Annotated in this window: 14 protein-coding genes; 2 read left to right on the top strand and 12 right to left on the bottom strand. The window is 37.8% G+C overall.

Annotation, left to right across the window (positions count from 1 at the left end):
• Nucleotides 1-218: 218 nt before the first annotated feature.
• Complete coding sequence (locus tag ACFWDE_RS22905; protein ID WP_377894914.1) at nucleotides 219-626, bottom strand: hypothetical protein; 408 nt, start codon at nucleotides 624-626, stop codon at nucleotides 219-221.
• A 355-nt stretch (nucleotides 627-981) separates the two neighbouring features.
• Here ACFWDE_RS22905 and helD point away from each other — a divergent pair, with 355 nt between their 5' ends.
• Both helD and ACFWDE_RS22895 read left to right on the top strand, forming a co-directional pair.
• Complete coding sequence (helD, locus tag ACFWDE_RS22900) at nucleotides 982-3,312, top strand: RNA polymerase recycling motor HelD (RefSeq protein WP_377894913.1); 2,331 nt, start codon at nucleotides 982-984, stop codon at nucleotides 3,310-3,312.
• An 86-nt stretch (nucleotides 3,313-3,398) separates the two neighbouring features.
• Entirely contained in the window at nucleotides 3,399-3,962 is a 564-nt protein-coding gene (locus ACFWDE_RS22895; RefSeq protein WP_377894911.1) for a hypothetical protein, read from the top strand.
• A 101-nt stretch (nucleotides 3,963-4,063) separates the two neighbouring features.
• On the opposite strand, the gene ACFWDE_RS22890 is transcribed toward ACFWDE_RS22895, so the two are convergent.
• The 11 genes from ACFWDE_RS22890 to ACFWDE_RS22840 all read right to left on the bottom strand — a co-directional run bounded on the left by ACFWDE_RS22890 (nucleotide 4,064) and on the right by ACFWDE_RS22840 (nucleotide 15,073).
• Entirely contained in the window at nucleotides 4,064-5,335 is a 1,272-nt protein-coding gene (locus ACFWDE_RS22890; protein ID WP_377894910.1) for an FtsW/RodA/SpoVE family cell cycle protein, read from the bottom strand.
• 7 nt (nucleotides 5,336-5,342) lie between these two features.
• Nucleotides 5,343-5,750: a PadR family transcriptional regulator gene (locus tag ACFWDE_RS22885; protein ID WP_377894909.1), complete on the bottom strand. Its 408-nt coding sequence runs from the start codon at nucleotides 5,748-5,750 to the stop codon at nucleotides 5,343-5,345.
• A gap of 4 nt (nucleotides 5,751-5,754) precedes the next feature.
• A complete protein-coding gene (locus ACFWDE_RS22880; RefSeq protein WP_002202885.1) occupies nucleotides 5,755-6,288 on the bottom strand; it encodes a sigma-70 family RNA polymerase sigma factor in 534 nt (177 codons plus the stop codon).
• Nucleotides 6,289-6,523: 235 nt separating this feature from the next.
• On the bottom strand, nucleotides 6,524-8,206 hold the full coding sequence (glpD, locus tag ACFWDE_RS22875) for an aerobic glycerol-3-phosphate dehydrogenase (RefSeq protein WP_377894906.1): 1,683 nt from the start codon (nucleotides 8,204-8,206) through the stop codon (nucleotides 6,524-6,526).
• Nucleotides 8,207-8,339: 133 nt separating this feature from the next.
• Nucleotides 8,340-9,830, bottom strand: a complete 1,491-nt coding sequence (gene glpK / locus ACFWDE_RS22870; protein ID WP_002150096.1) for a glycerol kinase GlpK — start codon at nucleotides 9,828-9,830, stop codon at nucleotides 8,340-8,342.
• Between the two features lie 12 nt (nucleotides 9,831-9,842).
• Nucleotides 9,843-10,664 carry a glycerol uptake facilitator protein GlpF gene (glpF, locus tag ACFWDE_RS22865; protein WP_144505599.1) on the bottom strand — a complete coding sequence of 274 codons (822 nt, stop codon included), beginning with the start codon at nucleotides 10,662-10,664 and terminating at the stop codon, nucleotides 9,843-9,845.
• A gap of 226 nt (nucleotides 10,665-10,890) precedes the next feature.
• Nucleotides 10,891-11,451, bottom strand: a complete 561-nt coding sequence (glpP, locus tag ACFWDE_RS22860; protein ID WP_000394293.1) for a glycerol uptake operon antiterminator GlpP — start codon at nucleotides 11,449-11,451, stop codon at nucleotides 10,891-10,893.
• A gap of 169 nt (nucleotides 11,452-11,620) precedes the next feature.
• Entirely contained in the window at nucleotides 11,621-12,817 is a 1,197-nt protein-coding gene (locus ACFWDE_RS22855; RefSeq protein WP_377894917.1) for an oxalate decarboxylase family bicupin, read from the bottom strand.
• Between the two features lie 212 nt (nucleotides 12,818-13,029).
• The gene (locus tag ACFWDE_RS22850) at nucleotides 13,030-13,230 is read right to left on the bottom strand and encodes a sporulation YhaL family protein (RefSeq protein ID WP_002064098.1); all 201 of its coding nucleotides are present in this window, start codon (nucleotides 13,228-13,230) and stop codon (nucleotides 13,030-13,032) included.
• A gap of 78 nt (nucleotides 13,231-13,308) precedes the next feature.
• A complete protein-coding gene (locus ACFWDE_RS22845) occupies nucleotides 13,309-14,181 on the bottom strand; it encodes an alpha/beta fold hydrolase (protein ID WP_377894905.1) in 873 nt (290 codons plus the stop codon).
• A gap of 388 nt (nucleotides 14,182-14,569) precedes the next feature.
• The gene (locus tag ACFWDE_RS22840) at nucleotides 14,570-15,073 is read right to left on the bottom strand and encodes a DUF2199 domain-containing protein (RefSeq protein WP_002159023.1); all 504 of its coding nucleotides are present in this window, start codon (nucleotides 15,071-15,073) and stop codon (nucleotides 14,570-14,572) included.
• Between the last annotated feature and the right edge of the window lie 23 nt (nucleotides 15,074-15,096).

Genomic DNA, 15,096 nt, shown 5'->3' with positions numbered 1-15,096 from the left:
AGATTTGAAAGATCTTTTCGAAGAGAAAAAAGCTGACGCTAAGAAAGACGAAAAGAAATAATGAAGTAAAAAAAGCTTGGGTAGCCCCAAGCTTTTTTTTATTTTGTAGTAGTTTTATCCCGCTATTTGTGGATATGTGTTTATTTAAATGTTATGTACAAAAAACATAGGCATATTTAATTCCTACGTTTTTTATAAGTTAATCAGTTCCTTTACTATTACAATTCATCAAATTCATCAATTTCAGCTTTACGCTTTAAAAATATTTCCATATCTTTATTCTCTCTTTCCATTAAACCAAGAGCATGTCTATCATTTAAAGCTAATTCTTTATAACCCCATATATATTCTATTGTTGTCACTTTACTATTTTTATGATCCGCAAAATACCATTCTAAAGGTTGTAAAGGATTAGATACTTCAAACAATTCGGCTGGGTACCATGAAGGCAAGTTTTCATTTTCACCTAAGATTAAATAGTCTAATTCTCCATTCAATGAACTAATACCATAAACCACATATTCCTTATGGATTTCTAAATTTATAATCGATTCTCGATTATATCCTTGTTTTAATAAACCCTCTGAAAATGTATCTCCTGAATTTTTTATACACAGTACCTTCATATACAAGCTCCTATCAACAAAAAATTAATTTTTAAATTTAAAATCATCAAATTCATCTGTTCTAGTATTTTTAACATAATGAATTTCTACACCATTTTAAATCCCATAGTGGCCCCTAATACCCAGAATCATTTCCGTACCCCTCTTACTCCATTCAACACAAAAAACCTCGATTCCATCACACACGGAACCAAGGTTTATCTCATTATCATTGATTAAATTAAAAAACTATGTTAAATTAGTACAGAAACGCATTCTTAAAAAACAAGAGAATGTATTTATCCGTATCTTAATTGTACACCAAAACACATCTTCAGTCAACCTCTATTTTTCACTTTTAAAGGAGTGCTTACGTATGAACAAAAAACTTGATCAAGAGCAAAAACGATTGGATAGCGTAATAGAAACTATTACGGAGCAAATTGATAAACTGGAAAGTGACACTGGCAGACGCCGGGCAGAAGTAATCAACATTCGTAAACACTTCTGGGATGATGTAAAAGTTAACACTGATACTTTTGACGATTATCTTGAAACAGTTATCAACTTAAGACAACAAGCTCAGTCACTAGCCGTAACACAAATCACCCATAAGCACACCTTTAATCGACTTGCCGCACTACGCCGTATGCATAAAGCACCTTACTTCGGACGAATCGATTTCAAAGAAGAAGGAGAATCTGGCGCAGAGCAAATTTATATCGGCGTTGCTACACTTACCGATGCAAGCGGAGAAAATTTTCTTATATACGATTGGCGCGCACCAATTTCAAGTGTTTACTACGATTATCCACCAGGACCGGCTGAGTACAGCACACCAGGAGGCGTAATCCGCGGCAATGTGGAGAAGAAATTACAATATATTATTCAAAATGGCGAGATTGATTCTATGTTCGATACGAGCCTCACAATTGGAGATGAAATCCTGCAACAAGCGCTTGGAAAAGGAACAAACAAACATATGCAAAGTATTGTTGCTACTATCCAGCGCGAGCAAAATGAAATTATCCGTCACGATGAAGGGCGACTACTTATCGTTCAAGGAGCTGCTGGTAGCGGTAAAACGTCGGCTGCCCTGCAGCGAATCGCCTACTTACTATATAAATATCGCGAATGGTTAAAAGCTGATCAAATTATTCTCTTCTCCCCTAACTCCATGTTCAACAGCTACGTATCTAACGTACTACCTGAACTCGGTGAAGAGAATATGCAGCAAGTTACATTCCAAGAATATTTAAACCATAGACTCAGTAAGTCATTTGACGTTGAAGATCCTTACGAACAACTAGAATATATGCTAACTGAAACGAATAGCGCAAATTATAAAACTAGAAATGCGAGCATTCGATTTAAAGCATCTACTCAATTTTTCGATATGATTAGAACGTACAGACAATCTCTTGAATCTTCAGGCATGTTATTTAGAGGAATGAAATTTAGAGGAAAACTGATTGCCTCTGCTAAAGAAATTACAGAGCAATTTTATAATACTGATTCCTCCCTCCGCTTCCATAATAGAATCGAGAAGTTAACGGAGTGGCTAAATAAACAAATAGATGCAATTGAAAAAACAGAACTGAAAAAGCCTTGGGTAGAAGAAGAAATTGAATTACTTAGTAAAGATGAATATCAAAAAGCTTATAAATATTTACAGAAAAAAGGCGAGTTTGACGACAATTCCTTTAATGATTATGAACAAGAAACGAAAGTACTCGGACGCATGATTGTCCGCAAAAAATTGAAGCCGCTGCGTAAAGGCGTTCAAATGCTACGCTTCATCAATTTCACAGGCATATATAAACAACTCTTCACAGATGCATCATGGGTTACTGGAGAAAAGCCTAAAGAATGGGATGACATTTGTTCACTAACTTTGAACATGTTAGATGAAGGAAAGCTACATTACGAAGATGCGACTCCATTTTTACTTTTAAAAGAATTAATTGAAGGCTTCCAAACGAACAGATCGATTAAACACGTACTCGTCGACGAAGCGCAAGATTACTCTCCGTTTCAATTCGAGTTTTTAAAACGTCTCTTCCCTGCCGCAAAAATGACGGTACTCGGGGACTTTAACCAAGCGATATTTGCTCATGCGAGTGAAGCAGTGAATTTCAATACACTTACTAGCTTATACGGACCTGATGAAACGAACGGCATCAACTTAACTCGTAGCTATCGTTCAACAAAACCGATTATTGAATTCACACGCTATCTCGTACCGGAAGGAAAGAATATTAACGCCTTTGAACGTGACGGCGAGAAACCTACAGTGACTAAAGTTTCTGATTACAGCGAACTGCATAATTGTATTACTTCCAAAGTTGTTGAACTACAAGAACAACAGCACAATACGATCGCAATTATATGTAAATCCGCAGCCGAAAGTGCCGCTGCCTACGAAGCACTCAGTCATATCGAGAATATTAAACTTGTGAAAAGTAACTCTGCTGAGTATGAGCAAGGCATTGTCATTATCCCTGCTTATTTAGCGAAGGGTATCGAATTTGATGCTGTTATTATTTACAATGCCTCTAAAGATGTGTACAGTGATGCAAGCCTTCGTAGATTGTTCTACACTGCTTGTACGCGCGCAATGCATGAGTTACAGCTTTATAGCGTTGGTGAGGTTAGTCCTTTTGTACTTGGGGCTGATACGGAGAGTTTTGAACTTATTACACCTTGATATTAATCAAGGTGTTTCTTTTTTATGCAGGACTTACAACTAAAAAATAGAATATATCATTTTAGAAAAAATTAAGGAGTGAAAAGATGAATCATTATTTCATTGCTATTTATGACGGTGAGTTTTCTACCGAAAAATTACATACCATTTTACAATCTAATCCCACTTTTACCGAACTAAACGTCCGCACCATTTCAATCTCATCATCAAGACCTTTCACCTTATTAGTTGGTGCAGAAAATGATGCACTCACAACTGGACTTACAGACAAATACCACTTATTAACGAAAGAATTACAATCACTTGAACAGCAAGAGAAGTACTATTACGTATACGATTATAAAATTAGAAAGACCATCGAGAACCCTATCCAAAAATGCTTTCCATTAGCCAAAATTAATATAAGTGTTACGAAATTCCATAAGATGATTCAAAAAGTAAAAGACTTAAAACGACCTGTATTTGCGGGCTATAATATCTCTTCTCATGATTCAGACATACTTACAATTGATGTACTTCTTTCTTCACCTTTATTAGATCCTAACACTTCCGAAAAAGATGCGAAAGAATACTTATATTTACAACAACTAGCTGAATCAATCTCTCGTTCTGAATTATGTATTTCTATTGAGGCTAGTTCACTTATTTAAATACAACAAGAGGGTTATTTGTCATAACCCTCCACTACTATCTATTTACGTTTATACTTGATCATAATAATGAATTCTTTTATATACAACTTATATAAGTATCAAGGTGTCTTTTGCATTCTCACTGACATATCTTTACGCCGATATACACTCAGCACGATCCCCATTAAAAGCGCATGAAATACAGTTGGTGTTAATCCATAACTAATAAAAGGCAAGGATATAGCAGCAATCGGTAATAAACCTAGGATCATTCCAACGTTATAAATGAACTGGACTACGAAAAGGGTCATTCCTCCAACGAGAAGCAATTTACCATACCGATCATTTATTTTATAAGATATGACCATTATCCTTGCTACAAAAAGAGAAAGAACGAAGACAAGAATTAGCGCAAGCACATATCCATAATAATAAGTCAAACTTGCAAACACAAAATCAGTATCTGGAGCAGGGATAAACTTTGTATCTCCAGATGTACCAAACCAACCCGCTGACGACATTACCTCTTTTAAACGTACATACATAAACCCTGCGCCCCCTGCATCACGCTCTGGATTTAAATAACCTAAAAATCTATCCAAATGATATCCTTTTAATGCGGACCAGGAAAAAAATACTCTTATACTCAATAAACAAATTGGTACAATTGTAATAATCAATGCTTTTTTCTTTCCTAACTTACTCCACCAAAGCATAACAAATATCATCGTGATATAAATAAAAATTGTTGAAAGAGTTGATACAATGAAGAATAAATACAAAGAAAATAAATACAAAACCACGAGATGTATAACCTTTAACCTACCGTTATTGAAAAAAGAAGCCCAAGCTAGAAAAAAGAACGGCACTGCCATTAAGCAGTCAATTGCAATGGGACCAATTTTTATTAACGGTTCGCCAGCCATCGAAGCGTTCGGAAAACAGTATAGCATTAACAGGATAAGTACTCCGATTGTGTAAAACAACCATCCGAGTCTTTCTAACTTCCGATAATCAATCAGCATCATCCCAAGAGCTGCTGCAACGCCAAGAATAACAAATATTATCTTATTCATTAGTAAATCATTCGTATGTCCAAAAGCTATAACTGGCAGAAAACCTAACCCCATAGCAGTCACTAATAAAATAATTAGAAACCACTCAACCTTTGGCTTATGAAGTTTGTTAAGTTCCCGGCCAAGTTTAATTGGACTTCCCATTTGTTCAACAGCTTTGTCTTCAGCAACTTCCTTACTTAACCCTTTATCCATCCACATATTTTCCGCTTGCTTCAAGTGAAAATCTAGTTCAGTAGCCACAAAGCTCTTTGCTTCTTTTGATTTAATATGATTGGTAACTTCGCTTAAAAAACGCTCCCCTTTTTTATTCAATTCCGCCTCACTCCTGTACTAAGCCTTTTAATATAAACCGTGCCTTTGTAGAATCTTTCTCTGCCTTTCGTAGCATCTTTCTTCCTTTATCATTTAATTGATAATATTTCGCCCCTGCATGATCCCAACTTGATTGGATAAAACGATTCTGTTCCAAGCGGTGTAATAAAGTGTATAAAAAACCTTCATTTCCTTCGAATTTTTGAATTCCTCTCCCTCGCAATAGCTGCCCCAGTTCGTACCCTGTTTTTTCATTCATAAGAAGTTGTAAAACCGCTAAAGAGATGTCTTCTTCATTTTCGTGTGATTGATTGATTTTTTCACGTACCCGCTTTCGATGCTGATCAGAAAAACTCAAATGTTTAAAAGTTGTGTTCTCCATTGATTTTCGCAAGCCTTTTAATCGATCTTCCATTTGATTATTCCTCCAATCCTTTCTTCAAAAGCTCCTTCGCTTTTTTCAGTCTAGTTTTTATCGTATTTTCCTTCACTTCTATTACAATCGCAATCTCTTTAATTGATAATTCTTCATAATAAAATAGATAAATCACTTCTCGATATTTTATCGGTAAATTCATTACTGCAGAAGCAAGCCTACTATCCTCTGCATTTTGAATAACTGTTTGCTCGACACTATCATGTTGAACCTCAATATAAGCAAATTCATCCTCTGTAACGATTACCTTTTTGTTATACCAACTTTTTATATAATCCTTACAATGATTAATTGCGATTCTCCATAACCATGTTTTTAAGTTCGAATTCCCTTTATATGTATGAAGAGATTTATAGCATTTCACAAATATATCTTGCGTTAAATCCTCCGCAACTTCTTTATTATTCACATATGAGTACACAAGCTGTAAGACTTCTTGTCCATACTTGTTCATTATTTCGTCGATAAGGTCCTCCTTATCTTCTATTTCAAACGCTTCTACCGTTAATTCATCCACATCATTTCCTCCTTCCCATATATTAGACGACGCACTCTATGGAAAAGTTTTATAAATCCATAAAAAAAACGGTTGGCAATGTCCGTACCGTTTTTTTAAACCTTAATTTTTCTTTACTAAGAGTAAACCTTTTATTATGATACAACACTTTATATTCACTTATAGTCAAAATTTTAGCGCATTCATAATAAAACAAAAAACCACCTAAAGGCTCCCCTTCAGGTGGTTCTCTATTTTACGCTAACGCAGCTGCCTGCTCTTGTTGATCTACAGGAATTACAGCGTCTCTTAACGCTTTTTCTAGTTCAGCTGTGTATTTCATTTGCTCTTCTTTGCTCCAGCCAAGTTTCGCAGCCATGTAGTTGATTACTGCTTCTTTCCACTCGTATACCCAGTGGATGTTGAAGAATACAGCGCCTCTGCGGCGTACGAAGAAGTCAACTGGTTTCGCTGTCATTTCGTAATCCATTGCGTATACAAGCGGGATTAGAACGTCTAGCGGCATGTTGTATTCTTTCGCTTCTTCTTTATGTTTTTTCGCTAAATCGAACAGTACGTCAACGTTAGAGCCGTAGAATTTCGCGAATTCTTCCGCTTGCGCTGTCGTTAAACCGTATTTTGTACCTTCGCCTGCATTTTTCGCGATAAATGCCGAGAATCCGTGTGAACCACTTACATGACCACCAGAGATTGGCATATGTTTCGTATCGCTCTTCGGATATGCGCTATGACCTTCTTTTTGTAATAGATTCGTTACGTAGTCTACTACCATTTCAGCCATTTTGCGGTATCCTGTTAATTTACCGCCTGCGATTGTAATTAAACCAGATTCAGAAGTCCAAATTTCATCTTTACGAGAAATTTCAGATGCGTTTTTACCTTCTTCGTAAATTAACGGACGTACACCAGCCCAGCTTGATTCCACATCTTTTTCTGTAATTTTCACACTCGGGAACATGTAGTTAATCGCATTAATGATGTATGTGCGATCTTCTGTTGTCATGTGTGGTACAGCTGCGTCTTTATCATAGAACGTATCCGTTGTACCTACGTACGTTTTTCCTTCGCGAGGAATCGCAAACACCATACGTTTATCTGGTGTATCAAAGTAAATCGCTTGCCCTAATGGGAAACGTTTTTGATCAATTACTAAGTGAACACCTTTTGATAATTGAAGTACTTTCCCTTTTTTCGAGTTATCTTTTTCACGAAGTGTGTCTACCCAAGGACCGGCTGCGTTTACAATTTTCTTACCGTAAACTTCGTACACTTCTCCGTCTAGTAAATCGATTACACGTACACCGCATACTTTTCCATCTTTATATAAGAAATTGTCTACTTTTGCGTAGTTAACAGCTTTCGCACCATGTTCAATTGCTTCTTTCATTACTTCAATTGTAAGACGCGCATCATCTGTACGATATTCTACGTAGTAACCGCCGCCTTTTAATCCTTCTTGTTTTACAAGAGGCTCTTTATTTAGCGTTTCTTCACGGTTAAACATCTTTCTGCGCTCGCTTCGTTTTACACCTGCTAGGAAGTCGTATACACGAAGACCAATTGATGTACTAAATGACCCGAACGTGCCGCCTGTATGGAACGGAAGTAACATCCACTCTGGTGTTGTTACATGGGGACCGTTCTCATATACGATCGCACGCTCTTTCCCCACCTCTGCTACCATTTTCACTTCAAGTTGTTTTAAATAACGTAAACCGCCGTGTACAAGTTTCGTTGAACGACTTGATGTACCTGCTGCAAAGTCCTGCATTTCAAACACAATTGTTGATAAACCGCGTGTTGCCCCATCTAATGCAATACCAGAACCAGTAATACCTCCACCAATTACGATCACATCTAACTCTTGTTTATTTACTCCGTTTAATACGTCTTTACGTTGTTTACTTGAAAATTTCATGGTAATTCCTCCCTTTGATAACGAAAAAAGAGACCACGAACTCCGCTATAGATTTCGCCTCTATAGCGTGTTGTGGTCTCTCCAAATCTCCTACCGAATTATTAACTTGTCATCATTATAACACTGTTTATGATTATTTGAAAGCTTTTGTTGCTTCAATTGCCTTTTTCCATCCAGCATATAGCTCTTCGCTTGTTTCCGCTTCCATTGCCGGTGTAAAGCGTTTATCCATATTCCACTGCGCTTTAATTTCGTCTTGGTTTTTCCAATATCCAACCGCAAGACCAGCTAAGTATGCTGCACCTAAAGCTGTCGTTTCACTGATCACCGGACGCTCTACAGGAACGTCTAACATATCGCTTTGGAACTGCATTAAGAAGTTATTCTTAACTGCTCCCCCGTCAACGCGTAATGTGTTCAGTTCAATACCTGAATCAGCTTCCATCGCGCATAGTACATCTTTCGTTTGGTATGCTAACGATTCTAGCGTTGCACGAATGAAATGCTCCTTCGTCGTACCGCGCGTTACACCAAACATAGCGCCGCGTACTTCACTATCCCAGTACGGTGTTCCGAGTCCTACGAATGCTGGTACTATGTATACACCTTCAGTTGATTCAACGCGTGAAGCGTACACTTCACTTTCACTCGCATCTTTAAACATGCGCATTCCGTCACGTAACCACTGAATTGCAGAACCTGCTACGAAAATACTTCCTTCTAATGCGTAATTCACTTTACCATCTAAACCCCATGCAATTGTTGTTAATAGGCCATGCTCAGAAGCTACTGCTTTTTCGCCTGTGTTCATTAACATAAAGCAACCAGTTCCGTAAGTGTTCTTCGCCATACCTTCACCGAAACAAGCTTGTCCAAATAATGCTGCTTGCTGGTCACCAGCTATACCTGCAATCGGTACATTTTGACCGAAGAAGTGGTAATCAATTGTTTCTCCATATATTTCCGATGATTGACGTACTTCTGGAAGCATGCTCTTTGGTACTGTTAACATGTCTAGAAGCTCATCATCCCACTGTAAGTCGTGAATGTTAAACATTAATGTACGTGATGCATTTGAGTAGTCTGTTACGTGCGCTTTACCACCAGATAGTTTCCATACAAGCCATGTATCAATTGTTCCGAATAATAACTCGCCGTTTTCCGCTTTTTCTCTTGCACCTTCAACGTTATCTAAAATCCATTTTACTTTCGTACCAGAGAAGTATGCATCAATTAAAAGACCTGTTTTTTCGCGAACCATATCGCTATAACCTTTTTCTTTTAACTCATCACAAATTTCAACTGTTTGACGAGATTGCCATACGATTGCGTTATAAATTGGTTTTCCAGTCGTTTTATCCCATACAACCGCTGTTTCACGTTGGTTCGTAATACCGATACCAGCGATTTGTTCTGGCTTCACATCTGCTTCGCTTAAGCAAGTTGCGATAACTGCTAAAATAGATCCCCAAATTTCTTGTGCATTATGCTCAACCCAGCCTGGCTTTGGAAAATGTTGCGTAAACTCTTTTTGAGCTGAATGAACGATTTTTCCTTCTTTATTGAAAAGAATTGCGCGTGAGCTTGTTGTTCCTTGGTCTAATGAAAGAATATATTTTTTCATATCGGTTTCCCCCTATGCTACTTTTCTACTTTTTGTAGTAGTTCCACTTTTTTTACTTGTCATATAAGAGATTGCTAGTACAATCACAGTTGCAATAATCACATAAATAAGTGCTGAATTTTGTTTTCCTTCAAATACAACTTGATGGAATAATCCTGCAAGTGATCCACCTAGAATTGGACCAACTACTGGGATCCATGCATACTTCCAGTTTGAACCGCCCTTTCCTGCAATCGGAAGGAAGAAGTGTGCAATACGCGGACCTAAATCACGAGCCGGGTTGATTGCGTATCCTGTTGTTCCACCTAATGATAAACCAATACTTACAATTAAGAAACCTACGATAAATGGATTTAAACCATCTGCAAATTTATTTGCTCCAATTGCTAATATACCAAATACTAAAACGAATGTTCCAATCATTTCACTTAAAAGGTTTGTAAATGTGTTCGGAATTGCTGGACCTGTTGCAAATACACCTAACTTTGTTCCTGGATCTTCTGTTTCTTTCCAGTGTGGTAAGTAATGTAAATATACGAGAACTGCCCCGATAATTGCCCCAATCATTTGTGCTGCGATATACATAGGTACGTCACTCCATGGGAACGCTCCCTTAAAAGCAAGTCCTATCGTTAAAGCCGGATTCAAATGTGCCCCACTAATTGATCCAACTGCATACGCTGCCATAGCAACCGCTAAGCCCCAGCCCATTGTAATTACAATCCAACCAGAATCTTTCGCAAACGACTTCTTTAAACTTACACCAGCGCAAACACCGCCACCAAGTAAGATTAACAACGCTGTCCCTATTAATTCCCCTAAAAATGCTGACATAAAATCCCTCCACAATCAATTTAAATGCTTTCGAAAAGTGATAGAGGTAAAATGAATGGCCATTCGTTTTTTTTCAAAAGAAAAAGATCCACAGCTTACATGCTTCTATAATATATATAGAAACAATAAAATGTGGATCTCTTCTTTTCTCCGTCACGTTTATTAACTTGTCTATAATGTTAACCTCTAATGAAAGCGGTGTCAACAGAATTTTTTCACATTTTCGTCACTTTTTTTGGTAATGTTTCCATAATTCTTTTTTCGATGTCGTAATTGCTGTCGCACCAGCATTTAACGCTCTTTCAACGTCTTCTACAGTTCGAATAAAACCACCTGCTAAAATCGGTACACCTGTACGCTCTTTCACCTCAGCAATGACACCCGTTAACGCACCAGGAAGCACCTCTATATAATCCGGCTTCGTCTTTTCTAGCAAATTACAGCTCTTTTCCATTGCGCTAGAATCAATTAAAAAGATGCGTTGAATGGAGACGACACCTTTTTGCTTCGCCTTCATAATTACGCTCGCCTTTGTCGATAATAACCCGTACGGTTTATATTCTTGGCATAAAAACTCCGTCGCATGCCCATCACTTTGTAATCCATGGATTAAATCAACATGTAAAAATACTTTTTTATTATGCTGCTTCGCGAGTGACACAACACTCTTCAATTGCCCAACATGAATATCTAAAATAACAATATACTCATACGAACTATGTAATAGCTTTTCCAAATCTTTAATTTGCCTCACTGCCGGCAAAATCTTTTGCTCATGAAATTCCATTCTAAATGTCCCCTTCTTTATATCATCCTATTCTTTATAGTACACAATTTGGGTGAAAAGAACAGCTAGCGTGGGGAATTTCTTTCAAATCTCTAATAAAAACAATCAACAAACAAAAACGCCATCCCTTCCTATACTTCTATAGAATGAATAGCGCATATCTTTATTTTTATCCATCTACTTTCGGACTATATGAAAACCCCGGATATTTCACAACAGGCCATTTTTGCTTACGTAAAGAATCCATCAATTGCGGGCCAACATGTACATTACTTTCCACTATTTCTTTAGGAGTCAGTGCCATCCATTGATTTAACGATACATCTTCAAAAAGGTTACTTTTGAACATCTCTAAAAACCATAATGTTTCGGTACCAGTGTTTTGAATATAGTGTCCGGTAGCAAACGGTACATATCCGACATCACCAGCTCTATAATCAAATGTGCGAGCTGCACCATCCCCAAGAAACACAGTCATTCTCCCTTGCCCTGTCAAATAATATTGCCACTCATCATTGTTCGGATGCCAATGGAGTTCTCTCATTCCGCCAGGCTCAATTTCAACTAGCGCTGCTGCGATTGTTTTTGAAATAGGAAAGTTAGTAGAGTCTACAATTCGGACACTACCACCAGGGGTCTTGATAGGTGTTTGTTTTAACAATTCGTGCTTGAAGGTTAAAGGAATTTCTCCTTCAGGTGACTGGACTTCCTGACTCTCAAGCGAACCCGGTACCTCTCCTTGATAAATATAGATCTGCTCTGAAGGAATAGAGTTAAAAGCACTCTCTGGTACTCCAAAATTAGCCGATAGAATCTCTTTTGGAGTATGCGCGAACCAATCGGAGATGGATAGGGTAGATAGATCAGAAAAATGTCCATCATCGAAAACGAGTAGAAATTCACAATGTTCCATCCCTTGAATGGAATGCGGGATACCAGGAGGAAAGTACCAAAGATCACCTGGACCAACGTCGGCAATGAAATTTCGTCCTTCTTGGTCAACGGCAGTTATGCGTGCCTTTCCTAAAAGCATATATGCCCATTCTGCTTGTTTATGCCAATGGAGTTCACGTACTCCTCCGGCCGTTAAACTCATATTTACCCCAGCAATCGTAGTCGAAACCGGAAGTTCCCGAGCAGTAATCTCCCGAGACCACCCACCGTGTTTTAAAATCATAGAAGTGTCTGAGAATGAAAATTTCAAGTTAGGGACTAATCCAGCATCCGTAATAGGCGGAACGAGCATATTCGGATTTTGAATATCCCGCATAACATTACGAGGTCCAGAATCAATCGTACCAGCTCCATCGCTACGGATTGGCTGTGGTATACTCCCTCCCGCTTCATTAACAGTACGTTTTTTCATCATTACGCTCCTCTTTCATCGGATTATTAAGTAAAAAGCCTCCATCATAGTGTATGAATTGGGCTTTGAATGGTTACTGTGCCTATTGAAACAAGGGATTCTGCCTTAACAATCCGCTAAAGCTTGATGCGATCTTAATTTAAAAAGGAGTATCCAACACACTAACATATAAAAAAGAAGAGAAATCCCTTTCTCTTCTTTACAAGTTTTTATTAAAGCAGTACCGAGTCTTTATCACTATCCTGATTACGTTTCTCACGCTCTTCTTCTAAACGCTTCATATAAACTTCGCCTTCTTTTTCGATAAAATCGTTATCCATCTCTTGCTCTTTTTTCGAAGTATATAAAACCATGTAGCCACTTAGTACAATCCCAATGATTACAAGATAAATCCACCATGGTAAAATTTCCACTTTCGTTCATCCCTTTCCTTAGACAAGCCTTATTAGTTTCACTCTATGAGGAAAGAAGTGGATTTATGCTTAAATTTTTCATTGTGGATTCTTCGCGAAGAACGCTTGTACATATTCCATAAACTCGATTGGCTCTTGACGGAACGGCGCGTGGTATCCTTTTTCAATAATATGAAACGTACTATTTGCAAATAACTGATGATACAGCTCACCATTTTTCCAAGAAACGCTCTTATCGTGTCGTCCCCATAAAATTAAAGTCGGAACCTTAATTTTATCAGCTTCCATCGCAATACGGCGTTCTCTCATTTTCGTAAGCTGATCATAATGCTCTTTATCATCGCGGCTATTTTTCACTTCATTTTTATTATAATCCGTAATCTCTGTTACAGTTTGTAAGTCCGTTGATAGCGGCGGAACTTCATAACTTTCTTTTTGCTGGAAAGACTCAATTCCTGTAGAATCCGCTAAAACGAGATGGGTAACCGCGTCCGGATATAGATACGCTAAATTAAGGGACATCTCTCCCCCCATCGAATGACCAAGTACTGCAAATTGATCGTATCCGAGCTTCTTCATTAGCTTATAATATAAATTCACCTGCGCAGGAAACGAATACTGAAAATCAACCGGCTTAGAAGAACGTCCAAATCCTAAAATATCAACTGCAATAATCGTATGATCTCTCGCAAGTTCCGGATAAATATCACTAAACCCATCTGAAGAACCACCAAACCCGTGAAGCATAAGTAAAGGCGGTTTCCCCTCACCAATTTGCTTAAAATAAATCGTCTGCCCATCAATTTGTGCCATACTCTCTTTCGTATTTAACCTCATCATAACAGTATCTTTCACTTCTTCAACCTTCGCAATCGGCTTATCAACGAAGTTACATACTATTAACAAAACGAGTACAATGCCACTAACCATATAAAACTTAAACCGTTTCAAAATTTCCGTCTCCTTTCTTAAGTTGCCATTTAAAGTTTTTACATTTTTTGGTTGTTTTATGTTCTTTTTTAATTGTAACCATTGTAGTTACAATTATATCAAAAAAATATTACTCACCGCTATTACCGATGGTTGTTATGTAACCATTATAGTTACGCATTAAAAGTAAGTCAATTATTTTACTAATGAAAAAGAGCGCTGAACAGACATCAGCACTCTTTTTCATCACCCTCGTTATTTATCCCGCTATTTGTCGGGCAGTAAAACTCCCACCTCAAAATTCGGCTGAAGCAAAGAAGTTAGGTGGGAGCCCTGCTGCCCGTAAACGCCCGATTGGTGAGGGCTAATAATCAGTGGGGGATGAACAAAACCCCCACTGATTATAGTTTCACTTTATACAAAGTTGTTCCGCTATTTCTTGTACACGTTCCATCGTCATTCCTTCTCTAAACTCCACTGCTAGAGGATGGTCTGTCGGTTCCAGTTCAATATAAGGGCGAATACCGTCCGCTCTCGGATGGACCATCGCTTTTAAGCTTACTGTCTCCAACTCATATGGTAAATCTGTCGAAAGCCAACCAAACATCGGCTCTAATAATTGTTGCTTATCCCAGAATTCATTCACCTTATCAAAATTCGCTTCGCTTAACGAAACCCATACACCCCATATGAAATGTTCATCTGTACCAATGATAGGAATTTCAATACTCCCTCGAATGAAGAAATGTTCTCCATCCATCACGCATAAATCATCGTTCATTTCAAATCTATCTTCTCGCTCTTCAGGTTCAGCATCATAATAATAAACAGGAGCTGATGATCCATAACTCGTTGGAATTTCTTCATGATATGTATCGCAGCATCTACAAGTATACCCACTAATTTTCGTCATTCTATTCCTCCATCAGTTTTACA

The organism is Bacillus sp. NPDC060175 (assembly GCF_042728695.1).
Taxonomy (GTDB): Bacteria; Bacillota; Bacilli; order Bacillales; family Bacillaceae_G; genus Bacillus_A.
The sequence above is the reverse complement of the archived record's forward strand: the minus strand, read 5'-3'. Positions and strand labels throughout refer to the sequence as shown.

What these genes read in the sequence shown, in the direction of transcription:
- glpP (WP_000394293.1), bottom strand. Translation starts at nt 11,451, where the DNA reads ATGGAATTTCATGAGCAAAAGATTTTGCCGGCAGTGAGGCAAATTAAA.
- helD (WP_377894913.1), top strand. Translation starts at nt 982, where the DNA reads ATGAACAAAAAACTTGATCAAGAGCAAAAACGATTGGATAGCGTAATA.
- ACFWDE_RS22895 (WP_377894911.1), top strand. Translation starts at nt 3,399, where the DNA reads ATGAATCATTATTTCATTGCTATTTATGACGGTGAGTTTTCTACCGAA.
- ACFWDE_RS22905 (WP_377894914.1), bottom strand. Translation starts at nt 626, where the DNA reads ATGAAGGTACTGTGTATAAAAAATTCAGGAGATACATTTTCAGAGGGT.
- ACFWDE_RS22855 (WP_377894917.1), bottom strand. Translation starts at nt 12,817, where the DNA reads ATGAAAAAACGTACTGTTAATGAAGCGGGAGGGAGTATACCACAGCCA.
- ACFWDE_RS22885 (WP_377894909.1), bottom strand. Translation starts at nt 5,750, where the DNA reads ATGGAAGATCGATTAAAAGGCTTGCGAAAATCAATGGAGAACACAACT.
- ACFWDE_RS22840 (WP_002159023.1), bottom strand. Translation starts at nt 15,073, where the DNA reads ATGACGAAAATTAGTGGGTATACTTGTAGATGCTGCGATACATATCAT.
- glpF (WP_144505599.1), bottom strand. Translation starts at nt 10,664, where the DNA reads ATGTCAGCATTTTTAGGGGAATTAATAGGGACAGCGTTGTTAATCTTA.
- glpD (WP_377894906.1), bottom strand. Translation starts at nt 8,206, where the DNA reads ATGAAATTTTCAAGTAAACAACGTAAAGACGTATTAAACGGAGTAAAT.
- glpK (WP_002150096.1), bottom strand. Translation starts at nt 9,830, where the DNA reads ATGAAAAAATATATTCTTTCATTAGACCAAGGAACAACAAGCTCACGC.